Origin of the sequence: Streptococcus suis (assembly GCF_019794555.1) — a bacterium.
Classification (GTDB): Bacteria; Bacillota; Bacilli; order Lactobacillales; family Streptococcaceae; genus Streptococcus; species Streptococcus suis_AB.
The window spans coordinates 1-22,376 of the sequence record NZ_JAIMEP010000016.1; the positions used below are offsets into that span (position 1 = coordinate 1).

Here is a 22,376-nt window from a genome sequence, read left to right on the forward strand (position 1 = left end):
TGTTACAATAGTCATAGGTTCTATATCCTTCTAGGTTATTTACGCATTTCCTAGGATATAGGACTTTTTTTGTTTTGAAAACCTGTAAACGTTTTTCCGAGAATTATTTTACACTAACATGGAGTTTGGCATAAGACATTATAGGTTTTCTGCTACTCTGTTCAAGAGGGTTTGGATTGCAGAGGCATCGCTACCTCCTGCCATGGCCATGTCTGGCTTACCACCACCGCGACCTGCTACGATTGGAGCAAGGACTTTGATGAGGTTTCCTGCATGAACATCGTTTGACTTGCTTGCCACAAGGACATTGACCTTGTCACCGATAGCCGCAACAAGTACCAAGACATCAGAGTAGTCTTTCTGCTTCCAGTTGTCAGCGAAGGTACGGAGGGCACCTGCGTCTGATACTTGGACTTGGCTAGCAATAAAGCGCACTCCGTTAGCTTCTTTCACATCTTTGAATACATCACCAGCTGCAGCTGCGGCTGCTTTTTCTTTCAGAGAAGCATTTTCTTTTTGCAATTCACGAACTTGTTCTTGAAGACTTGCAACCTTGTTTGGTACTTCCTTGATTTGTGGGGATTTGATAGTCACCGCTACTTCTTTCAAAGCATCTTCTTGGTCACGATAGGCAAAGAAGGCTTCACGGCCAGTAACTGCGATGATACGGCGAGTACCTGATCCAATACCCTCTTCTTTTAAAATCTTGAAGATACCGATTTCAGACGTATTGCTAACATGTGTACCACCACAAAGTTCGATAGAATAATCACCAATTGTAACAACTCGAACTTCTTTACCATATTTTTCCCCAAAGAGTGCCATAGCTCCCATTTCTTTAGCAGTAACTATATCAGTCTCTACTGTCACAACAGGAATAGCATTCCAGATTTGTTCATTGACTTCTTCTTCAATGCGACGAAGTTCTTCTGCCGTAACTGCTTCAAAGTGAGTGAAGTCAAAGCGTAGGAAGTCTTGCTCATTCAAGGAACCAGCCTGTGTTGCGTGTTCACCAATGATGTTGTGAAGAGCTGCGTGGAGCAAGTGAGTTGCAGTATGGTTCTTCTCTACACCATTGCGACGATTTGTATCAAGCTCAAGTGTATACACCTGACCAAGTGAAATGCTAGCATGAAGCTCAACCTTATGCAATGGTTGCCCGTTTGGTGCTTTTTGAACATCAAGCACAGTCGCAACAATATCGCCAGTGGCATTTTTAACAACACCATGATCGGCTACCTGCCCACCCATCTCTGCATAAAATGGCGTTTGATTGAATACTAATAATGCTTGACCTTCTGAAACTGCTTCTGTACGCTCATTTTCTGCAATGATCACAGATAATGTCGCGTCAAGCTTGGTTTGCCCGTATACAAAAGTTGAAGATTCTGTAATTCCAGCCAATGTTTCATTTTGCATTCCCATTGAACCACCTTTGACAACTGCTGCACGCGCACGATCTTGTTGCTCTTTCATCGCAGCTTTAAAACCTTCGTGGTCAATTTTATATCCTGCATCTTCGGCCAATTCTTCAGTTAACTCCACTGGGAAACCATATGTATCATACAGTTTAAAGATATCCTTACCTTCAAGTGTATCCTTCCCTGCCTCTTTTAACTGAGCCAATAATTGATCTAAGTGACCACTACCAGCATCAATGGTACGGGCAAAAGTCTCTTCCTCGCGTTTCACAATCTTTTCAATAAAGTCACGTTTTTCAAGTACTTCAGGATAGTAGCTCTCCATAATGTGACCCACAATTTCTACCAACTTATATAAAAATGGTCCAGAAATCCCCAAACGTTGACCATGCATTGAAGCACGACGGAGAAGACGACGGAGAACGTAGCCACGTCCCTCATTACCAGGGAGAGCCCCATCTCCAATGGCAAATGAAAGAGCACGAATATGGTCCGCAATTACTTTGAAACTCATGTTATCACCATCTGGATCGTATGTTTTACCAGATAGTTTTTCAACTTCACGAATAATAGGCAAGAAGAGGTCCGTCTCAAAGTTTGTTTTAGCTCCTTGGAAAATAGCTGCTAAACGTTCTAAACCTGCACCCGTATCAATATTTTTATTAGGTAATTCTTTATATTCTGAACGAGGAACTGCTGGATCAGCATTAAATTGTGAAAGTACAATATTCCAAATCTCGATGTAACGGTCGTTTTCAATATCTTCTTCCAAAAGACGAACACCGATATTCTCAGGGTCAAATTCAGTACCACGGTCAAAGAAGATTTCTGTATCTGGACCAGAAGGGCCAGCACCAATTTCCCAGAAATTGTCTTCCAGTGGAATCAAGTGACTTGGTTCCACACCAAGTGCAATCCAACGATTATATGAATCTTTATCGTCTGGATAATATGTCATGTACAATTTTTCTTTAGGGAAACCAAACCATTCTGGGCTAGTTAGCAATTCAAAACCCCATTCAATTGCTTCATCACGGAAATAATCTCCAATAGAGAAATTCCCAAGCATTTCAAACATAGTATGGTGACGAGCAGTTTTACCAACATTTTCGATATCGTTGGTACGAATTGATTTTTGAGCGTTAGTGATACGTGGGTTATCGGGAATCACAGAACCATCAAAATACTTTTTAAGAGTTGCCACACCAGAGTTAATCCAAAGCAAAGTCGGATCATTCACCGGAACAAGATTTGCAGAAGGCTCAACCGCGTGCCCCTTAGATTTCCAGAAATCCAACCACATTTGACGGATTTGAGCAGAAGATAATTGATGCATAATTAAGATACCAAGAGCGTTAAGAAAGCGAGAAGAAAATAGGAGACAAACGCTGTGCTGCAGCGCACTAAGCTGTCTATGATTTCTCGACGCTTTTAGCTCGCGTTCAATTCAGAAAATTATCTAAATTGAACTTTTCCTTTCATTTGTTTTTAGCTTGGCTTTTATTCGAAAATAACCTAACCAAACCATCCCTTTGTTAAAAATTTCAATTTGTTTTCAAAACACATATGGTTCCAGGGAACAGGAACCGACACCAATAGATTGCTTGTTTTTAGAAAAACTTTCAGTGATAAACTATTAAGAACTAGATGCAGCTTCCATCATTTCCACATAGTCAATGGCAACTACTAAAGAAATAACTAAATCAGCATAATCATTATCTACAACCGTTACAGAATAATGGGAAGTTAAATGAAAAAGTTCTTTGGAAATTTCAGCAACTAGTTGACCATCCGGAGTCCTCAAACGAAAATCAAGGTCCCAAATATTGCCTTCTAAAAGCAAACCCAGGTTTTCTACCGTATATTGATCTCTGAAAAATGTCAATTTCTTTTGTAAATAGAAAGAATGACCATCAGCCATGTCAATAGTAAATTGAGGCAGGAAAGAAAATACTTTTTTCGTAATCTGACAAATTTCAATACCTTGGTCATTGGTGACAGTAAATCGTTTCGGAATTTCTAAAAAACTTCCTTTAACTTGATAGGCCAATTGTCCAAAATTATCTTGGATATCAAATTTTTCACCGCCAAATGTAAACCGTTGTTTCACTAGAAATTGTTTCATAATCACCTCAAAAAAATAACAAGAAACCAAACGAAGGGCGAAGAACCGCGGTACCACCTTCATTCAATGACTTGTCATTCTCATTTAAGAACCAGTATTCAGTAGTAAAGCATTTCTTATGAAAGAAAGATTTTCTAAACTGTGAACCCAGGTTCCACTATTCAATTGTAGTATTAAGTAGCAAAATACTTGGCTTAGATGGCTCGCAACAACCGCCAATTTTCTGAACTAAGGTGTCAAGTATTTATTCTTAATCGGTAAGACGTCAATTACTGACCTGATGAACTTGATTCGGTCGTTGATGATGACGATTCAGTTGAAGATTCGGTCGTTGATGATGAAGAATCAGTAGAAGATTCTGATGTTGATGATGAGCTTGAAGACTCTGTAGATGAACTACTTGCATCAGTTGAAATGTATTGTGACAACAAGTTTTGGAACGCTGAATCTTTAACTTTTACATTGGCATTTTGAAGTTCAGTTTTAATGACTCCAGAAATAAATGTCGAATCTGCTTGTTTTTCAGCAAGAATGATTTCTTTCAACTTATCTTTATAATCTTCCCAGTTAGAAGATTTTTCTGTCTTAGATTCTAATTTTACAACGTAATAGCTAGTTGTATAAGTTGTCATGTCAACTACAGATACAACTGAAGCACCAACTTGACCAGCATCTAAGGCAAAGATTGCTGTTTGAACTTCAGTTGGAACAGTGGTTGAAGACGAGTCAAACTTAATTTCACCATCATTATCCTTTGTATCAGTATCAGTAGAATTGTCTTTCGCTAATTGAGCAAAATCTGCGCCCTCTGCTTGTGCAGATGCTAAAACTTCTTTTGCTTTTGCTTCATCATCTAATTTGATGATTCGTGCAGTCACTTCCGGTGTATAGGACTCATAAGCAGTCTTATAGGCATCGTCCGTTAATTCTTTTTCAGCCACTTGTTTCACAGCATATTCCACTAATTTGTTTGTCCGGATTTGTTTTTTATAAGTTTCTTCTGTCAAACCAGCTGATGCTAGAGCAGTCGCAAATGAATCCCCATATTGTTCAGCCATCTTATTATAGGCATCGTCTACTTCTTGGGCAGAAACCTTATCGCCATAAGCTTTTTCAAACACATCACTGATAATCATTGAAAGCAATACCTGCTGTGCTTGAGAATTGTTTTTCACCTCATCATAGAATTCTGAAACAGAGATTGTATTACCTTTCATAGTAATAATGTCTTTGTCAGCACTTGATGAACATGCTGCTAATGTTGCAGCAGCAAATAAAGTTACTGCTCCTGCAAGAAATTTTTTAGTTTTCTTCATTGAAAAACTGTCTCCTTTTATTCAATAACCTCTATATTATAACACAAAAGCTTTAAAATTTCTTAAATTTCTTCTATTTCAAGAGTAATATTAGCACTATTCTTACGAATCATCAGTAATCCATCGCTCATTGAAACCAAACTAGCAGTCAAATCTGGATGATTTAAGGTTGCTTGAAACAAGCGTTGTAGACCCCTGTAGATGGTTCGTTGTCCTCTACGCACTTCTTTAATGTCCTTTGCGATATCACCACCCTGAAAAATATCATCAAGTACAATCAAACCACCAACTTTTACCTTTTTCAATACTTCCGGTAAAAAGACAATGTATTTAGACTTAGCAGAGTCCATGAAGACAAAGTCATAGATATCATCAGGGAGAGTTGGTAACAAATCCATTGCTTCCCCTTCAAGTAAATCAATCTGCTGACGGTGGTCGTATTTTGCAAAGTTCTCCTTAGCAAAACCAATCATTTCTTCATTTCGATCGATGGTTGTAACGTGTGATTTAGGACTGTTCTCAGCCATTAATAGTGCTGAAAAACCAATAGCTGTCCCAATTTCTAATATTTCTTGAGGCTGCAAGGTTTGCATCAAAATCCGAAAGAAAGCAACTGTTTCATGTGGAATAATTGGAATATTTTCTTTTCGTGCAAAATCTTCCAATTCCTTTAAAAACCCAGTGTTTTGCGCCTGGCGTGTTCGCATAAATTCCACAATTTCTTCCTTAACAACAGGACGGCGCATATTGTGGTTTGCGTTTTTTGAGTAAGATTCAACCATAAAGTCAATTATATCATAGACTAGGTCAATTTTGTTCACAAATCAATCAAAAAGCAGGTTTCCCTGCTTTTATGACAATTGTTTCGCTAAGCTAATTTTGTATCCCACATTGTGAGCTAATTCTTGAATGCGTTCAAATTGTGCTCTTTGATTGAAGAATAAATAATAGGAATCCGAATTCATATCCACAGCGCCAAGACAATAACCTTCATTTCCATATTTGCGATCAATCACTGCTGCCCATTCTGGAATAGTTGCCGTTGGTACTAGCCCATCAGAATCTAAAGCTAGGGATATACCTGCTGATCGAACATGTTGAAGCCGGTCAAAATAATGAATAAAATCAGTCAGCTGATCCTTATGATTTCGTACACAAATATACTCTCCATTTTCCAACAAGGTCATCAAAATTAACCAAAGATTTTCTTTTTCCGACTCACCGACCTTAGCAATAAATTGATCAAAGGTTACCGGATCCAAAATGCGTTCCATATCATCGAGGATTTTATTTGGATCAGTCGCAAAAACAACTTCCCTTAATGTAATAAACAGTTCTCGATCTCCATTTGACATCAAATCTGCTAGCTCAAAAATGTCCTGCAACTGTTCTTCTGTTAACATAGTACCTCCACTTTATGAATTTGAAAAGTCCCATTTTATATGCGGCGCCACTTGCTCTACAAAATGGTATATATCATTAAAATCTGCACCATCAAGCTTATTCAAATTGACGACTGCAAGTAGTGCTCCCTTATTTCCTACAATTCGCAAACGTTTCGACTGATAGCCACGATAGACAGGAGAAACCATGTATCGAATCTCCGCAATCTCTTCTAACGAATGGCACTTGCGTTCACTCCAAAAGTGTTCTTGAAATTCTAGGTACTGATTTGTCAAGATAAAAACAGCTTTTTGCTTTCTCAATATATATAAATAAACCAGCAAAGGTTGTAAGAATATCAAATAGACGACACTTCCCATAGATGGCTCAGGTCTGGTCAAACCACCAAGACCCAGCAAGATTAGAACAAGGCTAATCACACTGGGAATGACAATCGAACGTTTATAGGAAATCATTTTAGAGATGTACCCCTTTTTCAACAAGCTCCTCTAACTCAGTTAGGCGTGCTTCAAAAACTTTGAAAGCATCATTAAGATAGTCTTCCTTAGTCATATCTACACCAGCTTTTGCAATGACGTTGAGGGAATAATCTGAGCTACCAGCCTTCAAGTAGTTGAGGTAGTTTTCTTTGTCTTCTGGACTACCATTAACAATCTTGTTTGCGAGAGCTGATGCTGCTGCGAAACCTGTCGCATACTGATAGACATAGAAATTGTAATAGAAGTGTGGAATACGAGCCCACTCAAATTGGATTTCTGGATTTTCTTCAGCAGAAAGTCCGTAGTATTTCTCGTTTGTCTGACCGTATAATTCATTGAGGAAATCAGCCGTCAAGACCTGACCTTCCTGGTCTGCCTTATAGATAGCTTGTTCAAACTCGGCAAATTGGGTCTGGCGGAAGACTGTGCCACGGAAACCATCTAGGTAATGGTTAAGAATCGCAAAGCGTTCCTTGTCATCTTCTACTTCTGCCAAGAGTTTTTCAGTCAGAAGGTTTTCGTTGGTAGTTGACGCAATTTCAGCCAAGAAAAGTGAATAATGGCCATAGACATAGGGTTGAGTCTTACGAGTCAACATAGAGTGAAGAGAATGCCCTGTTTCATGGATAAGGGTGTACATATTATCCAAATTATCCTGCCAGTTGAGAAGCATGAAGGCGTTTGTGTCGTAGGCACCTCCTGAGTATGCTCCTGAGCGTTTTCCTTCATTAACATGGACATCAATCCAGCGATTTTCGAAGGCTTCCTTCACAATAGCCGAATAATCCTCGCCAAAGATTTCCAAGGTTTCTTGGCATTTCTTGAGTGCCTCTTCATAAGAAATCTTAGTACTAAAATCTGACAATGGTGTGTACATATCGTACATTTTCAAATCATCAATACCCAAGAGTTTCTTACGCAAATTAATGTAACGGTGCAAGAGCGGGAGGTGCTTGTTGACTGCCACCACTAATGTATCGTAAACAGATTCTGGAATAAAATTGGCTGCAAGTGATGCGTGACGGGCTGAGTCGTACTTCCGCAAACGTGCTTTCAGGTTATTGACCTTAACATTAGACTGCAGAGTCTTAGCGTAGGTATGCTGGAACTGCTCGTAGGTACCGTACATGGCCTCATATGCTTCTTGACGGACGTCGCGGTTTTTAGACTCCATAAAGTGGATGTAGTTACCGTGAGAAAGTGGTACCAAATGTCCCTCTTCATCCGCAATTTCAGGGAATAGGATACTAGCATTATCCAAAACAGAGAAGGTTTCAGCTGGAGATTCGAAAATCTCACTCGTAGCTGCCAATACTTCTTCAATTTCTTGTGACAAAACGTGGTCCTTAGCTGCTAAGAGTTTTTCAAATTGATGGCTGTACTGCACCAAGGTTGGCTCTTCATCCATGAATGCTTTCAACTGTTCCTCAGTAATAGCCATAAATTCAGGTTCATAGAAGGCAAAAGCTTGTGAAAAGGCCGCATACAAGCCCATGGCTTTAGCTTGAAATTCCTGGTATTTACCTTCACGAGTATCTTGGTCGTTCTTCATAGACGCATAGACATAGAGTTTTTCAATGCGACGCATGAGACCGAGTTGTTTTTCACTAATATCTAAGAGACTTTCAGCCGAATCAAGCAAGTGGCCAGCAAAATCCTTTGCCGTTTCTGTTTCTGCTTGTAATGAAGCTAATTCTTCTTCCCAAGCTTCATCGGTTGGAAAAATAGTGGTCAAATCCCACTGGTATTTTTCTTCAATTTCATGACGTTGTTTAGACATAATAAATCCTCCGTATTCCATATTTTAACATAAAAATGCCCTACTTTCCAACGGGAAGTGAGAACGATTGCATTATTTTTTAAGGTAAAAAACCGGTGGATAAAGGACTTGATTTCTCTTGTCTTTAACCCTAATATAATAGCTATCAAAGTCCTGGTAAACCGAGTTCAAATTTACCTGTATCTGGGCAAAGCCAATGGCAGAGCGGGGCAGTCGGATGTGGGGAAACCAGTCTAATGCTGTCTTGGTCAGTAGATTTTCTCCACGTCCATAAGCCTCTGCTTGCAGGGCGAGCCATTTGGGAGATTTGTAATAAAGCTGCTGAGCAATGTAGCGAGGCAAATCTTCATCCATTGGACAAGTCATGCTAGATAGAATTTGCTTGGCAAAGGGCAGACGCAAGATTTCCAATAATTTTCCCTCGCAAAATGGAAAAACCTTTGTCAGACAGTGGACCTTACCTCGTAAGTCTTCATGAATAAGGTACCGGAGCCGCAATTCTTTTTTCTCGTCATCCAATTCCCAGAGGTGAAACCCCATATTCATACTAAAAGAGAGAAATTGCTTGTGCAAATTGGTCAGTCGTTCCTTGAGCCACAAATCCTTGCCGAGCAACCAAAGAACCTGATAACCAGCCTCACGATAGGCTTGCGTCCTCAGCTGCAAACGAGAAATCGGCAGACTAGAACATTGCACTTCCAAGACTAAACGATCATTGACAAATAAGTCCGCTATCTGACCTAACTCTGGCAGGCATTTTTCAAGTTCAACTCGTTCAGTATTGACTAACCACCTGTACAGACAAGACTTGAGGGACAGGTGCTGGGCAGACTCATTCTCGGAAAAGTAATGGCAGTCCCGCAGGGTGACGTGGGCAAAGTGCGAACGCAGAACTTTTCCGGATTTGTATCGGACTAGGCCTCCACAACCTGGACAAGAATAGCGACCTTGGGGCGCAGGATTTTCCAAGACATTAAAAACTTGCCCTTCTTCATCAATTGCAACTAACATAAAACCTCCTTTCTTTATTAGTTCGCAAAAAAACACCCAGCTACGCTGAGTGTTGTGAATTTACCCAATCTGACTGCCGTTTGGCACAGATGGATCGACTGTTAAGAGTGTTAAATTGTCACCATGTTCGGCTGAGAGGATCATGCCCTGGCTGAGCAAGCCCATCATCTTGCGTGGCTTGAGGTTGGCAACGATTTGGACTTTCTTACCGACCAACTCCTGCTCATTTGGATAGTACTTGGCAATACCAGACAAGATTTGGCGGTCTTGTCCGTCACCTGCGTCCAGACGGAATTGGAGCAACTTGTCAGAACCCTCTACTTTTGCTACTTCCTTGACTTCGGCCACACGGATTTCTACCTTGTCGAAGTCCTCGAACTTGATCGCAGCTTTTTTGTTTTTGAGTTCCACGTCAGCTGGGTTCCACTCTTTTTCTTCCTCTTGGGAAATAGCAGAGCTACCACCCATTTGGGCTTGGATATAGGCGATTTCTTCTTCCATATCCAGACGTGGGAAGATAGGTGTACCTTTTTCTACCACTGTCAAACCAGCTGGAAGACCTGCAAAGTCAAGATTTTCAAGGTCAAATTCTGTTCCCAAACCAAGCTGTTCCATAATAGCATTTGAAGTGGTCATCATAAATGGCTGAATGAGGTGAGCCACCACACGAAGACCAGCTGTCAAGTGAGCCATAACCGCTGCCAACTTGTCTCGGTCCGCTTCGTCCTTAGCCAAGACCCAAGGTGCAGTTTCATCAATGTACTTGTTGGTACGGGAGATGATATTCCAAACAGCTTCCAAAGCGCGTGGATAGTCAACTGCTTCCATATACTTGTGGTAGCTTGCCAAGTTTTCAACTACGACTGCCGCCAAGTCCGCATCAAAGTCCGTCACATTAGCCACAAAAGTTGGTACCTGACCGCCGAAATACTTGTTAATCATAGCAACCGTACGGTTGAGTAAGTTTCCAAGGTCGTTGGCCAATTCGTAGTTGATACGACCAACATAGTCTTCTGGCGTGAAAGTTCCGTCAGAACCGACTGGTAGACTACGCATGAGGTAGTAACGCAGTGGATCCAGGCCGTAACGCTCGACTAACATTTCTGGGTAAACAACATTTCCCTTAGACTTGGACATCTTGCCATCTTTCATAACAAACCAGCCGTGAGCAACCAAGCGATCTGGCAGCTTCATATCCAACATCATAAGCATGATTGGCCAGTAAATGGAGTGGAAGCGAAGAATGTCTTTTCCAACCATGTGGTAAACAGTTCCATTCCAGAACTTGTCATAGTTGGCTGTTTCTTCCTGACCATAGCCCAAGGCTGTCGCATAGTTAAGCAGAGCATCTATCCATACGTAAACAACGTGTTTTGGATTAGACGGAACAGGTACTCCCCATGTAAAGGATGTTCGGGATACTGCCAAATCTTCCAAGCCTGGCTCGATGAAGTTTTTCATGATTTCATTCATTCGACCGTCAGGTTGGATAAAGTCTGGGTGAGCATTGAAGAACTCGACCAATTTATCCTGATACTTGCTGAGGCGGAGGAAGTAGGATTCTTCTGATACCCAAGCAACCTCATGTCCACTTGGAGCAATCCCGCCTGTTACCTTACCATTTTCATCACGGAATACCTCTGCCAATTGGCTTTCAGTGAAGAATTCTTCGTCTGATACAGAGTACCAACCGGAATATTCACCCAAGTAAATATCATCTTGCGCTAGCAATTTTTCAAAAACATCTGCCACCACTTGTTCATGGTAATCGTCTGTTGTGCGAATAAACTTATCATATGAAATATCAAGAAGTTTCCAAAGTTCTTTCACTCCGACCGCCATGCCATCTACATAAGCTTGTGGAGTTAATCCAGCCTCTTTTGCCTTCTCCTCAATCTTTTGACCGTGCTCATCAAGACCTGTTAAATAATAGACATCATGCCCCATAAGGCGTTTGTAACGAGCCAATACATCACAGGCAATGGTCGTGTAAGCTGAACCGATATGAAGTTTTCCAGACGGATAATAAATCGGTGTGGTGATATAAAACGGTGTTCTTGTCATGCTTTTTTTCCTTTCAAATTCAGAGCAAATGAAACCCTGTTATTGACAACATCCTATTTTATCATATTTTCAGCTAAATCTCAAAATGGTTCTCATTGTTATTCTTCTTCCATCTATGCTATACTATACTGTAATCCGAATAGAAAGAGGTATGCTATGTTTACTAAGAAAAATTGTCTTATCCATCTTTTCTTCCTTATTATTGCTGCTGGACTCTATCGCTACGGTATCAAGGCACCTGATTTGACTTGGAATATGTTTTTGGCCTTGGTTTCACTAGATTTTGCTATTCTGACCCATTTTTCTAAAAATGGACTCATTAAATTCATCACCGCTGTCCTTTGGCTTTTCTTTTATCCAAACACATTTTACATGGTGACAGATATTGTTCATATGCACTTTGCCAACACAGTTCTATGGCAACGAGAAAGTATGATTCTATTTATGCTTTATGTCCCAAGTATTTTCTTTGGGGTCATGAGCGGTGTGGAGAGTTTAAGACTTATCTTCTCCGCTTTTGCCATCAAGTCTTATTGGCTTCGCCTAGTCCTAATTGGTGGCTTGTCCTTTCTCTCTAGTTTTGCAATCCATATTGGTCGCTATGCTCGACTAAATTCCTGGGACATTTTTACACGACCAACTGTCGTTGTCAATGAAATGATCAATGTTATTTCATGGGCAGCTCTGCCATTTATTTTAGGATTTACATTTATCCAAATTATGGTTCTGGTCTTTGCGATTGATGAATAAAGAAAAAACGGAAACAGTTTTGAACAGCTGCTTCCGTTTTACTTTATTCGATATGAAGTTGTGGAAAAATATCTTCCAAATCAGAAATTATTTCTTGATGAAAATCTAAATAATAGGTTTTCTGTTCAGAGTCTGGCAGTTTTTCAATATCTGCTAAAATGTCCTGATAGTGTCGTAGAAGGTTCTTACCAGCCACTTTATCTATCTCATCCATTTCACCGATACCTGCTGCTATGTCATCTAAGCTATCATATTTTGCAATTATTCCCTCGGTCCAATCCCGCTTGTCCTTGTTGAGATTGACAATCTTTTCTGTCAGCCATTCTTCATAACTTTCCTCTTCTGTCAAAGACTGGCTATTAGCGGCGGTCTTAGTCACTCGGTCGGATTTACTAGAACGAAGGTAATTCCGATAAAACCAGAAGGCAAAAAGAATAGCTAGAATGATATTGACTGGAAAAACAAAGCTAAGGGTGAACAGTACGGTCAGCCACAAGATCAACTTGAAATTTCTTGCCGCTTTCTCTGCATGTCTGTTCTTCTCCTCCCACTCGTCCAATATAGCCTGGGCTTGTGCAGTATAGGTTTCAACCAATTTTGCCAGTCGTACCTTTTTCTCTGGGTCGTCTTCCAGTTCCATTGCCAGATAGGCTTGGTTCATGCGGGCCTTGGCCGCCTCATAAGTCTGGACAGTCGCTAAGTATTCCGCATTGCTATTCATCTGATTCAGCAAGCGATCCGTCTGTCCATGAATGAAAGACCGATCACTTGATTTTAATTTACGGTAAGGCATTACACTCTCCCTGTATATCTGAAATATACTACCATTTTACGATAGGTTACATTCTTTTGCAATGCTTCAATATCATTATTTCCTTCTGCCAAACAATAGGCTTAAAATGACATAACCACCTGCCAAGGCAACAATAATCACTGGTGAAGCCCAGAGTAAAATCAAAAACCAAATAACAAGTTTGTCCATCTGTCCGTCCTTCTACTTCCTACGAAAAAATGTAAAAGCTATCGCTATTGCGATAATGCCCACCAAATAACAAATCGCAAATGTAAAAAATAGAAATGCACCCATATATTTCTCCCCTGGTTTAGCTGATAATCTGTCATAAATTTAGTTGCTTAAAAAGCTCATTTATTTTTTGTTCAATCTGTTCTAATTCTACCACAAACCACTCAGTAACAGAAACTTTTTTACCGGTTGGAGAAATAGTCTCCAGTTGGACGCGCTTGTCGCTAAAAGCGTCGTGTAAATATTTTTCTAACTTGTTAGCAGAAACATTCTGGATCTCATAACTGGCTACCAGATAGACTGGAGCATATAGGTAAGTCGCTTCGTTTTGACTATTGGAAAGCCTTTTTTTGATATCTGTAGCTACCCCTATCTTGTAGAGGTTATCCAATTCTAAAAATCGAGTATCTGTTCCAGCATATTTGATAACATAAATGTAGCCTGTTGTGTGATATTGGGCGGTTTCTTCTCCTAGCATAGAAATAATATCTAAGGGTTCAGTTACCAATCTGCCCGAACGCTTTTTATCGTACAATGAAGAAATTAAACTCAAGAGCCAAACATGATTCTCCGTTCCATTTTCATATACAATATGCACCTTGTACTTACGATCTGTTGACTGGTTGACTTCCACACCTGTCTTAGGATCATAAATTTTGGCAACATACAGCATGACACCATTATCAACATAAAAATTCCCCTGTTTAATGGGATTTTTTCGACTGATACGGTTTCCTTGACTGGTTTCCTCGATGGATTTTATCTGACGTTTACCACAAGCAATATCAGCATGAACCTGTGTAAACAATTTCCGATAGGTGTCAAAGCCAGTTTGAACACGTGTACGACTACTAGATTTACTCCTAGCTCTAACTGTTCCCTGATAGCGTTTAGTGCTAAATAAGGTCCTATCTGTTTCGAAATTTTCAAACAAGGAATCATCATTTAAAATATCATCTAAGTCATCTATCATGTCTATCTCCTAACAAATCCAGTTCATCATAGGCGCTAACTAGAGCTCTTCTCCCCTCATCCGCACGAATCGCCTTCAAGCGACTGAATAATTGTCGTTCTTTGATTTGAGTACTTCTTTGTGGCTCTCGTCCATGTTTCTTAACCCATTGACAGATTTCCATAAATTTCTCTATTTCTGGGTGTAATCTTTCAACTTTGACAACACGAATCCCAGCAACCAAGCTTTCAAAGGCTTCATCCGCAAAAATATCTTCTAAGGTTGCAAAATTTTCTATCATTGATTATCCCTTTCACGACGGAGTTCATCAAGCTTAGCTAAGGCAAAGTAAAGTCGGTCTTCCTCTAAATCTGAGGAATTTCGTCTTGGTGAACGTCCATGTTCACCCTGAAAAGCCTTAATCTGTGGATAAAGCATGCGCAATTCGTCAGTTGTAAACTCTACTTTTTTAGCATCAAACACTCGTGCAATTAGGCTCAAGGTACGACTATCCACATCTCTAGACAATACCTCATAAGCACTTTGGAATGGGTTGACACTATCAATCAAATCTATACTTAAGTCGTCAATATTGATAAATTTATCCGCCATTTTTAAAAGCTTATTATTTTCGCTGTCTTTTTTAGCATTGGATAAGGTCAAATCAGCGACTAAATGCTGACGAACCTCTTCAACTTCTGTCTGTGTCAAATCTGGATAACGTGTGGCAATCACTCTTGGAATCAACTGTTTTGTGATGACCTTGCTCTCTGCACCTGCAGAAATAGCTGCCTGTACCACATCATCTTGCAAGACAGAGGCTTTTAAGTCTGTAATATCCTGCTCAATGATTTTTTGGGTACGTTCCGTTGATGGCTTGGCTAGACCCTTGATAAAAATCTCAGCTCCGTTAGCTTTCTGGCTGTCATTTTCCTTACGCTTAAACTTGAATGAAGGTGATAAAACATTTTCCATCAGCAAGCTGGCAGTAATGGCTTTCATGATGTTATTTACAGAGAATTGGACCTCCTCATCTTCGGCATCTGGTTCTGCGATTAGATTGGTGAATTGAGCTCTGGTCTTGTTTGAGCTATCCCTTGTGACCCGTCCGATAATCTGGACAATCTCTGTCAGCGAAGAACGGTAGCCGATAGTCAGGGCATATTCTGCAAATGGCCAGTCAAAACCTTCCTTGGCCATCCCAAGCGCAATAATCATGTCTAGCTCATCTTCACTGTCCATTTTCGCTAAATAGGTACTGACTAGGTCACGACCATCTTCTGTTACCAAGTCTGCAATCTTCAAGATCTTACCTGTCTTAGAACGCAGATGAATAATCCCATGTTCATCTTTATGCAGATAGTCCCCTAGACAATCTAAAATCTCATCCACTTCTCCATATTTATCCTTCGAAGACTCGCCAGAATTGACGTTTGGAATGTGAATGATGGTCTTCTTGTCAATAAACTCTGGCAATAAATCTGGAAAGGCATCCGTGTAGCGACCACGGTAAAACTTGTAGTTCATGACAAAGGATTTGAGGTATTTGTATCCCTCCAACTGCTCGTAATAAGTATAGGTTACACGCTCAAAACGCGCCTCATCTGCCGGATCCAAGATAGGCACACTATCTCCACGGAAATAGGAACCTGTCATGGCAAAGACATGGGCAGTTGATTTCTGCAAGACTTCCCGCAGGGCATTACCCAAGACAGAATTATCATCCTGGGAGACATGATGAAATTCATCAATAGCAAGCAAACAACCATCAAAATCGCTGGCATCCAGTTGCTCAGAAGCAAAGCGGAGCGTGGCATGGGTTGCGATCAAGACATCATCCGATTCATCTGTAGACTTGATGAAGTTGATGAATTTTTCTACCTTACTTTTGGCGGTACCTGATGTGGTTAAGTTGTTCTCATCTTTGACGATCCAATCCCAGTAATAGCCAAAGTCCGAAAGTTTGGTCGAACGAAATGACTTGCCGATGGACTTTTCTGGTACGGCTATGATAGCTTTTTTCAAGCCTTGGCGTTTCAACTTATCCAAGGCTACAAACATCAGTGCCCTTGACTTACCGGATGCTGGCGGGGCCTTGACCAAGAGGTAGGGGCTGTTTCTCTTTTCATAGACACGCGCCTGCATCTCACGCATGCCCAATTCATTGGTATTGACGCTGGTTTTCTTCTGACCATAGGTCACTTCAAAAAGCTGGCTCATGATTGCTCCTTCATTTCTTTATAGCGTTTTAAAAGGTGGCTGAGGCGTTCTTCATCGCTGGTAAATGGTGTTTCCTTGTAGGCACGCTCCACAATGCCATCTAGTACCCGATGGGCTTCTCGGAGTGCTTGTGGCATGGTATCACGATGATAAAGCTCTGCTAAAGTACCACCCAATTCCTCTCGTAAGTCCAGGATTTCAAAGACTTGTTCTTCGATTTGATTCTTTCGCTTGGTTGATAATTCTGGCACGGGGAAGGTGTTGTAAACCAATCCAGCAGAATAACGATAATCTGTTTTTAACTTCCCACCGATGGCTCGTAGCCAGGTCATGTGGAGTCGTGACATGAGAAGACCAAGAAGGTAGACAGGGGAGTTGTAAATAGTGATTACTGCATCAGAAACTATTGTATCCCCTCCACTAATAAAATCCATTGGGACGTACTTCCGTGCTTCAGAAGACACTCTAGGTATTAAAATAGCTTGTTCAGAAAAGTCCTTGATTTCACCGAATCTCCATGGTATTTCAGCCAATTTATTTGTTGCTTCAGATTTTGCTGATAATCTAAAATTTTTGACTTGGTTTAATCTTTGGGAAATAATAGGATTTTTTTGCAACTTAAAATAATCATCTTGATTCAGCCATAGAGCATATCTATATGTTCCCTTAATAAACTCTTCTCCACTTTTGAATTTCTTGAAGATTGAAGCCAAGTCTGGATAGTTTTTTAAAAATTCTTGATACTCAGATATAGAAAACAACAGACCACCGCCATCATATGGACCGTTTCCTCTTGACATCTTAGGTAAACCATTTAGCGCTTTGCTACTTGTAGAAACAATAATATCGTCGCCTTCAGTCAAATAAGGAGTAATGTGTTTTGCTGTTTGTCTAATTAAGTTCTCATCATAAATATGACGTTCCTCATTTACATTACTTCGATTCGATATTCCTACAATAGCCACCGTTACACCTGCATTATTGGATGCGCTGTTCCCCCATTTAAAAGAGGTATACGCAAACTCAACTTCCATTCTATCTAACAATGTTGGCCAAATGATTGCTACCTGTTCCCCTTGAAAAATAGAGTTTGTCGTTACAAAAGCTAATTTAGCATCTGCTGTATTGATGAAAGAAACTCCCTTATAAAACCAACCAGCCACATAATCCATTTTTGAAGCCTTACGATTCCCAAGGCTAACAGCTTTTATATCTTCCTTCTGTTCTTTGGATTGTAAACTACTACCAATATATGGCGGATTTCCTATCAGGTAGATTTCATCGGTCGGTGTGTGTGGTACAACCCTATCCCAGTCAAGTCTCAGGGCATTCCCTTGAGTGATATTTCCTGCATCGCGAAGAGGGAGGAAGGCTTGTTTTATTGAGATTTCTTTTTCCGTTTCCACATTCATTTGGTGCTCAGCTATCCAGAGGGAAAGACGAGCCACCTCATGAGCAAAGTCATCTAGCTCGATGCCATAGAATTGATTGAGGCTGATGTTAGAAAAAAGAGCAAATGAGTCATTTTGACTTAATTCACGAAGTGATTTTAGTATTTTAATCTCTAAACGTCGGATTTCTTTATAAGTGATGATAAGAAAGTTTCCTGAACCACAAGCTGGATCAAGGAATTTGATATGAGAGATTCTATTCAAAAGGCTTTCAAGTTCCCGAATGAACGTATTACGATTTTCACGTCTCGTTTTTTCAGTAACATCCTTGTCTTCATTTTCATTGATTTTATCCACGATAGTCTGATAATTGGCTGTCAGTTCATCAAGAAAGAGCGGTTTGATAACTTTCATGATGTTTTCAACAGAAGTATAGTGCATACCTGAGCTTGAACGGTGTTCACTACTAGCAACCGTCTGAATCATAGCCCCTAAAATATCTGGATTGATGTCAGTCCAGTTGAGGAGCTCGCCAGCTTCCAAGATTAACTTTCTCGTTTTTTTGTCAAATACTAAATTTGTCGAAGCATCAGTAAAGAGTTTTCCATTAACATAAGGAAATTCCTGTAACCAGCTTTCTTGGCTGAAACGATTGGCAATATCCAGACTAGCAAATATCTGATTGAAAAGAGCATTCAAATCACTGCCATCTTCTCGCGAGCGTGTTTTGATGGCATTGGTAAAGATACCCTTTTTCATGATTTCTGTATCTTCGGCAAATAAAAGAAAAAGCAAGCGAATCAAAAACAGGTTAAACTCTTTTTCCTCTTGACTACGGTCATCAAAGTGATTGATTTTCTTTAATTCATCATACAAACGTGTGAAGCGTTCCGCAGCCTTAATATCCGCAGGATTTTCCTTTGCATAATCCACCTTCTCTACACCATTCCAAGCCAAGAAAAAATCGGCATAAGTTGGCAAGTCCTTAAAAGGAATCTGTAAGGTATCGAAAGTCTTAGTATCCTTGGCCGCAAAGTCCACAAAATTGGTCACAATGATGTAGCGGGGTTGTGACTTTTTATCTTTGATTGCCTCTTCAATCTCAGCAACACTTGCCACGACCGACTTCTCCGTGGGAACAGTCTTGAAATAGAGCTTATTCTTTATTTCACCACTTTGGTCTTTACGAATGCGCGTGATTGTCGCCTTGGGAATATCATAAAAAGACAAGAATTCATAGATAAAAGAAGCTTGGTCAAAACCATCCTCCAGTAACTGCTGAATCTTGTCTTCAATTGTAATAATATCAAACTTTGCCATAAGATCTCCTGTTTTTCCTAACACATTTGTATTAGTACAAAAGGAGCGTTCGTTGAAAAAATAACCCACGTTATTATACTAAACACACCATTCAGTTTCCTAATCTGATTTTGTGATAGGACTGTTGTTGTTAGGGTTTGACTGAAAGTCAAACCCATGGTATACGTAGTATATCATGGGCATATTTATATTAGTTATCACATTATTTCTGCCATTATCATATTATTAATAATTTAACACCTCATTGGAAGTTCTAGCTCGTTACAAAACCAGAAACTATACTGTAACAAAAAAATTGTCAAACAATTTTAGTTTGTGATATAATAGTTTTGAAAAAGGGATTGAGCGCCAACCCAATCCCAGTAGAACCGTTTTAAAGACGGGACGAATGAAGATTACAGTCAACCTGCTAGTTCACTCTGTCAAAGTTTCATAGCGGTTGGCTGTCTTTTATTTTTTACGATTGTTAAAAATAAATGTCAGTAGCACGATTAGTAACGTGCCAAACTGAAACATTAGCCCGAGGGCCTCTGCGACAGACATTGCGGCAAACCTTTCTAGTTCGGTACTGCATAGGCACCACCTCCCAAAATAGATTTCCGCCCCGCTTTTGGAACTTTTCTACTGTACTATTATACCATATTTTTCACAGGTTTTACATAGATTTCGATGCTTGCTCGAATTTCATATAGCATTTGTCAAACGAATTTAGTTTGTGATATAATAGTTTTGAAAAAGGGATTGAGCGCCAACTCAATCCCAGTAGAACCGCTTTAAGACGGTGGTTCGTGTTAAGCTAATTTAGAAATAGCCGTCACTCCCCAAAGTTTTGACGGCTATTTCTTTTTGTCATCTTTGAAGATTTTATAGCACAAACCTACTAAGGCGATGGTGAAACCACCAAAACTCAATAAAGTTTGTACCACTTCAAACACTGATCCCCCGCCTCCGACTTTCAATTTTTGAAACGATATTTTTCAAAAATTGAACTAGTGCGAACCTTAGACAAATCGCTTAGGATTTGTCGTTACTTGATGAGCAAGTTTACTTGCCATCAAGTTTAGGTTAGCCTCTCACTTAGAAAGTAACCACCGTCTTTCTCCTACATCTATTCATGGATATAGGAGCACTTTTCTACTGTTCAATTATACCATATTTTTCACAGGTTTTTCTGTGGATTTTTTTTGAATTTTACCATTCTCCGTGTATTATTTTGAAACTTTCAATCTTTTACATAAAAATAAGCCTAGAATTTTCTAAATTAATATGGTAAAATAGTAAACTAGTAAAGCATTTGCGAGGTGGACCGTATATGAAAACAGAATTTATCAAAGAAAAAGCTAAATCAGCGTTTAACCTTAATGCGCTTACTTCCCCATTAATGGGGATAGTTTTGTTAATTGTAGGGGAAATGCTAGGATTAATTGTGTATGCTCCGATAATTTCATTTATTCCGTATGATAACAATCCATTTCTCTCGCTTAGCTTAGATTTATTTGCTTTTATATTTATTAGTTTAGTTGTGATTCTTTGGTCTCGCTGTGTTGAAAAAAGCCCGTGGTTAGGACTTGGGTTTACTAAAAAAGGGGCTGGAAAAGATTTTCTACTCGGTTGGGGTATCGGAGCGACAATGCTAACCACTTGTGCACTCATCATGTGGGGATTGGGTGCGATTGAATTTACTAGCATCCAGTTCTCTATAAAATTACTCGGAGAATTCTTTGTACTAATCCTAGCTTGGTCAATCCAAGGTACAACAGAAGAGATATTATCAAGAGGATGGATGTTTTCATCACTTTCAGCCAAACACACTATTCCTGTTGGTATCCTTATTTCCTCGCTCTTTTTCACATTTCTTCATTTAGGAAATCATGCTATCTCACTCATACCGCTTTTGGATCTCACATTGTTTGGTGTTTTAACCTGTTTGTTGATGCTCAAAACAGGTAATATTTGGACAATTGGTGGCTTGCATGCTGCCTGGAATTGTTTCCAAGGAAATGTCTTTGCATTTCCAGTTAGCGGTACAAAAGCTGGCCAGGCCTTTATACAAGTTGGTATCACAGGACCTGAATGGCTATCTGGCGGTGATTTCGGAGTCGAAGGTTCTGTAATTAGCTTGTTTGTTCAAAGTGGAATGATTGCTTGGCTTGTCTATGACCTCTATTATAAACATAAAAGGAAAACCTTATAAACAACAAAAGACTGTTGACGATTCACTCGCTAACAGTCTTTATTTTTTCTTTTATGGATTCGTAAAAAATTGTCCTAGCTATATGGTAATATGGTTGAACAAAAAAAGACAACAAATGTAAAGTTACCAATTCACCGACAAACCAGCCTAGAAATGATAGATCTAGACGAATTCGTTGCCAATAGTTTCCTTTCATTAAGAGGCGACTTTCTTTTAATACATTCAGTGGGTTGGTGTAACTTGCATTATCTAAATGATCAAACAGGACAAAAACAGTCTGAGAATAGGCATAGTAAACAAGAAAATACAAGACGATGCCAACTATAAAAAGAATCGCTCCTCTAGCCATCAATTGATCAGGCTGATGAGAAACCAGCTCTGCCATTGCCCCAGGAGAAAGCACCATCAAGCTCCTCATAGTAAGACCAGTAAGCCATAAGGCGGAACCTATCGTGGCGGGTAAACCTGCTACCATGAGAATCAAATACTGAAAGAGTAAGGTCATGCAAATAGGTTTTGCCCAATCCGTTTTGAGTAGTGAAATGCAATCTTTCAGAGTGACTTCCTGTCTTTCACCTCTGACTAATTCCAGCAGATGAAAACAAGCAAGCCCGATCAAAAGCTGTAAAAAAAGATTGATTCCTTCACGAGAAAGATAAGCTATTGTAACAGATGGAACTAAGCGACTCTCTACCAATGCACTATCTTGTCGTAGACTCAGAAAAGTGAATAGACGAAAAATAGTCGTTGATAAGGCATAGCATATAGCTAGCAAAATGGATGGTAAGAACAGGATTGTTGTCCCCTTGGTTCGCTCACGAATAGCCATCGCTCTAGATACGATATTGTTCGTCGTCATTTCCATCTTCCTTCCATTTTCGTTCTTTATGCATCTGTTTTCATATTGGAAATCATCGTTCTATAC

The 22,376-nt window shown here is 39.8% G+C and carries 19 protein-coding genes; 2 read left to right on the forward strand and 17 right to left on the reverse strand.

Annotated features, from left to right (window positions below):
* Window positions 1-138 precede the first annotated feature (138 nt).
* From alaS to metG, 9 genes are all read right to left on the reverse strand, one after another.
* A complete protein-coding gene (gene alaS, locus K6V48_RS07415) occupies window positions 139-2,757 on the reverse strand; it encodes an alanine--tRNA ligase (protein ID WP_105126201.1) in 2,619 nt (872 codons plus the stop codon).
* 300 nt (window positions 2,758-3,057) lie between these two features.
* Entirely contained in the window at window positions 3,058-3,546 is a 489-nt protein-coding gene (locus K6V48_RS07420; protein WP_222368820.1) for an LURP-one-related family protein, read from the reverse strand.
* A gap of 269 nt (window positions 3,547-3,815) precedes the next feature.
* Window positions 3,816-4,862: a peptidylprolyl isomerase PrsA gene (gene prsA, locus K6V48_RS07425; RefSeq protein ID WP_222368821.1), complete on the reverse strand. Its 1,047-nt coding sequence runs from the start codon at window positions 4,860-4,862 to the stop codon at window positions 3,816-3,818.
* Window positions 4,863-4,924: 62 nt separating this feature from the next.
* On the reverse strand, window positions 4,925-5,644 hold the full coding sequence (locus K6V48_RS07430) for an O-methyltransferase (protein ID WP_172006099.1): 720 nt from the start codon (window positions 5,642-5,644) through the stop codon (window positions 4,925-4,927).
* A gap of 69 nt (window positions 5,645-5,713) precedes the next feature.
* Window positions 5,714-6,265, reverse strand: a complete 552-nt coding sequence (locus tag K6V48_RS07435) for a DUF6630 family protein (protein WP_172006098.1) — start codon at window positions 6,263-6,265, stop codon at window positions 5,714-5,716.
* 12 nt (window positions 6,266-6,277) lie between these two features.
* On the reverse strand, window positions 6,278-6,721 hold the full coding sequence (locus K6V48_RS07440) for a hypothetical protein (protein WP_222368822.1): 444 nt from the start codon (window positions 6,719-6,721) through the stop codon (window positions 6,278-6,280).
* Between the two features lies 1 nt (window position 6,722).
* On the reverse strand, window positions 6,723-8,525 hold the full coding sequence (gene pepF, locus K6V48_RS07445; protein ID WP_222368823.1) for an oligoendopeptidase F: 1,803 nt from the start codon (window positions 8,523-8,525) through the stop codon (window positions 6,723-6,725).
* A 72-nt stretch (window positions 8,526-8,597) separates the two neighbouring features.
* Window positions 8,598-9,536, reverse strand: coding sequence for a competence protein CoiA (locus K6V48_RS07450; protein ID WP_222368824.1), 939 nt, complete (start codon window positions 9,534-9,536; stop codon window positions 8,598-8,600).
* A gap of 60 nt (window positions 9,537-9,596) precedes the next feature.
* The gene (gene metG, locus K6V48_RS07455) at window positions 9,597-11,600 is read right to left on the reverse strand and encodes a methionine--tRNA ligase (RefSeq protein ID WP_222368825.1); all 2,004 of its coding nucleotides are present in this window, start codon (window positions 11,598-11,600) and stop codon (window positions 9,597-9,599) included.
* A 156-nt stretch (window positions 11,601-11,756) separates the two neighbouring features.
* On the opposite strand from metG, the gene K6V48_RS07460 reads away from it, so the two are divergent.
* Entirely contained in the window at window positions 11,757-12,350 is a 594-nt protein-coding gene (locus K6V48_RS07460; RefSeq protein ID WP_222368826.1) for a DUF1361 domain-containing protein, read from the forward strand.
* Window positions 12,351-12,393: 43 nt separating this feature from the next.
* Here K6V48_RS07460 and K6V48_RS07465 read toward each other — a convergent pair whose 3' ends face one another.
* The 7 genes from K6V48_RS07465 to K6V48_RS07495 all read right to left on the reverse strand — a co-directional run bounded on the left by K6V48_RS07465 (window position 12,394) and on the right by K6V48_RS07495 (window position 20,192).
* Window positions 12,394-13,143 (reverse strand): hypothetical protein, encoded by a 750-nt coding sequence (locus K6V48_RS07465; protein ID WP_172038580.1) that lies wholly within the window; start codon window positions 13,141-13,143, stop codon window positions 12,394-12,396.
* A gap of 325 nt (window positions 13,144-13,468) precedes the next feature.
* The gene (locus K6V48_RS07470) at window positions 13,469-14,347 is read right to left on the reverse strand and encodes a GIY-YIG nuclease family protein (RefSeq protein WP_222368827.1); all 879 of its coding nucleotides are present in this window, start codon (window positions 14,345-14,347) and stop codon (window positions 13,469-13,471) included.
* A complete protein-coding gene (locus tag K6V48_RS07475) occupies window positions 14,337-14,627 on the reverse strand; it encodes a hypothetical protein (RefSeq protein WP_222368828.1) in 291 nt (96 codons plus the stop codon). Before K6V48_RS07475 ends, K6V48_RS07470 begins: the two co-directional genes overlap by 11 nt.
* Entirely contained in the window at window positions 14,624-16,546 is a 1,923-nt protein-coding gene (locus tag K6V48_RS07480; RefSeq protein ID WP_222368831.1) for a DEAD/DEAH box helicase, read from the reverse strand. Before K6V48_RS07480 ends, K6V48_RS07475 begins: the two co-directional genes overlap by 4 nt.
* The gene (locus K6V48_RS07485) at window positions 16,543-19,257 is read right to left on the reverse strand and encodes a DNA methyltransferase (RefSeq protein ID WP_222368834.1); all 2,715 of its coding nucleotides are present in this window, start codon (window positions 19,255-19,257) and stop codon (window positions 16,543-16,545) included. The genes K6V48_RS07480 and K6V48_RS07485 overlap by 4 nt, the downstream gene beginning before the upstream one ends.
* Window positions 19,258-19,707: 450 nt before the next feature.
* On the reverse strand, window positions 19,708-19,800 hold the full coding sequence (locus K6V48_RS12110; protein ID WP_221622108.1) for a putative holin-like toxin: 93 nt from the start codon (window positions 19,798-19,800) through the stop codon (window positions 19,708-19,710).
* Between the two features lie 293 nt (window positions 19,801-20,093).
* Window positions 20,094-20,192, reverse strand: coding sequence for a putative holin-like toxin (locus K6V48_RS07495; RefSeq protein WP_404830141.1), 99 nt, complete (start codon window positions 20,190-20,192; stop codon window positions 20,094-20,096).
* A gap of 377 nt (window positions 20,193-20,569) precedes the next feature.
* On the opposite strand from K6V48_RS07495, the gene K6V48_RS07500 reads away from it, so the two are divergent.
* A complete protein-coding gene (locus K6V48_RS07500; RefSeq protein ID WP_222368836.1) occupies window positions 20,570-21,451 on the forward strand; it encodes a CPBP family intramembrane glutamic endopeptidase in 882 nt (293 codons plus the stop codon).
* A 22-nt stretch (window positions 21,452-21,473) separates the two neighbouring features.
* Here the strand turns inward: K6V48_RS07500 and K6V48_RS07505 are convergent, their stop codons facing one another.
* Entirely contained in the window at window positions 21,474-22,310 is an 837-nt protein-coding gene (locus tag K6V48_RS07505; RefSeq protein WP_222368839.1) for a DUF975 family protein, read from the reverse strand.
* Window positions 22,311-22,376 lie beyond the last annotated feature (66 nt).

What these genes read in the sequence shown, in the direction of transcription:
- alaS (WP_105126201.1), bottom strand. Translation starts at nt 2,757, where the DNA reads ATGCATCAATTATCTTCTGCTCAAATCCGTCAAATGTGGTTGGATTTC.
- K6V48_RS07420 (WP_222368820.1), bottom strand. Translation starts at nt 3,546, where the DNA reads ATGAAACAATTTCTAGTGAAACAACGGTTTACATTTGGCGGTGAAAAA.
- prsA (WP_222368821.1), bottom strand. Translation starts at nt 4,862, where the DNA reads ATGAAGAAAACTAAAAAATTTCTTGCAGGAGCAGTAACTTTATTTGCT.
- K6V48_RS07430 (WP_172006099.1), bottom strand. Translation starts at nt 5,644, where the DNA reads ATGGTTGAATCTTACTCAAAAAACGCAAACCACAATATGCGCCGTCCT.
- K6V48_RS07435 (WP_172006098.1), bottom strand. Translation starts at nt 6,265, where the DNA reads ATGTTAACAGAAGAACAGTTGCAGGACATTTTTGAGCTAGCAGATTTG.
- K6V48_RS07440 (WP_222368822.1), bottom strand. Translation starts at nt 6,721, where the DNA reads ATGATTTCCTATAAACGTTCGATTGTCATTCCCAGTGTGATTAGCCTT.
- pepF (WP_222368823.1), bottom strand. Translation starts at nt 8,525, where the DNA reads ATGTCTAAACAACGTCATGAAATTGAAGAAAAATACCAGTGGGATTTG.
- K6V48_RS07450 (WP_222368824.1), bottom strand. Translation starts at nt 9,536, where the DNA reads ATGTTAGTTGCAATTGATGAAGAAGGGCAAGTTTTTAATGTCTTGGAA.
- metG (WP_222368825.1), bottom strand. Translation starts at nt 11,600, where the DNA reads ATGACAAGAACACCGTTTTATATCACCACACCGATTTATTATCCGTCT.
- K6V48_RS07460 (WP_222368826.1), top strand. Translation starts at nt 11,757, where the DNA reads ATGTTTACTAAGAAAAATTGTCTTATCCATCTTTTCTTCCTTATTATT.
- K6V48_RS07465 (WP_172038580.1), bottom strand. Translation starts at nt 13,143, where the DNA reads ATGCCTTACCGTAAATTAAAATCAAGTGATCGGTCTTTCATTCATGGA.
- K6V48_RS07470 (WP_222368827.1), bottom strand. Translation starts at nt 14,347, where the DNA reads ATGATAGATGACTTAGATGATATTTTAAATGATGATTCCTTGTTTGAA.
- K6V48_RS07475 (WP_222368828.1), bottom strand. Translation starts at nt 14,627, where the DNA reads ATGATAGAAAATTTTGCAACCTTAGAAGATATTTTTGCGGATGAAGCC.
- K6V48_RS07480 (WP_222368831.1), bottom strand. Translation starts at nt 16,546, where the DNA reads ATGAGCCAGCTTTTTGAAGTGACCTATGGTCAGAAGAAAACCAGCGTC.
- K6V48_RS07485 (WP_222368834.1), bottom strand. Translation starts at nt 19,257, where the DNA reads ATGGCAAAGTTTGATATTATTACAATTGAAGACAAGATTCAGCAGTTA.
- K6V48_RS12110 (WP_221622108.1), bottom strand. Translation starts at nt 19,800, where the DNA reads ATGTCTGTCGCAGAGGCCCTCGGGCTAATGTTTCAGTTTGGCACGTTA.
- K6V48_RS07500 (WP_222368836.1), top strand. Translation starts at nt 20,570, where the DNA reads ATGAAAACAGAATTTATCAAAGAAAAAGCTAAATCAGCGTTTAACCTT.
- K6V48_RS07505 (WP_222368839.1), bottom strand. Translation starts at nt 22,310, where the DNA reads ATGACGACGAACAATATCGTATCTAGAGCGATGGCTATTCGTGAGCGA.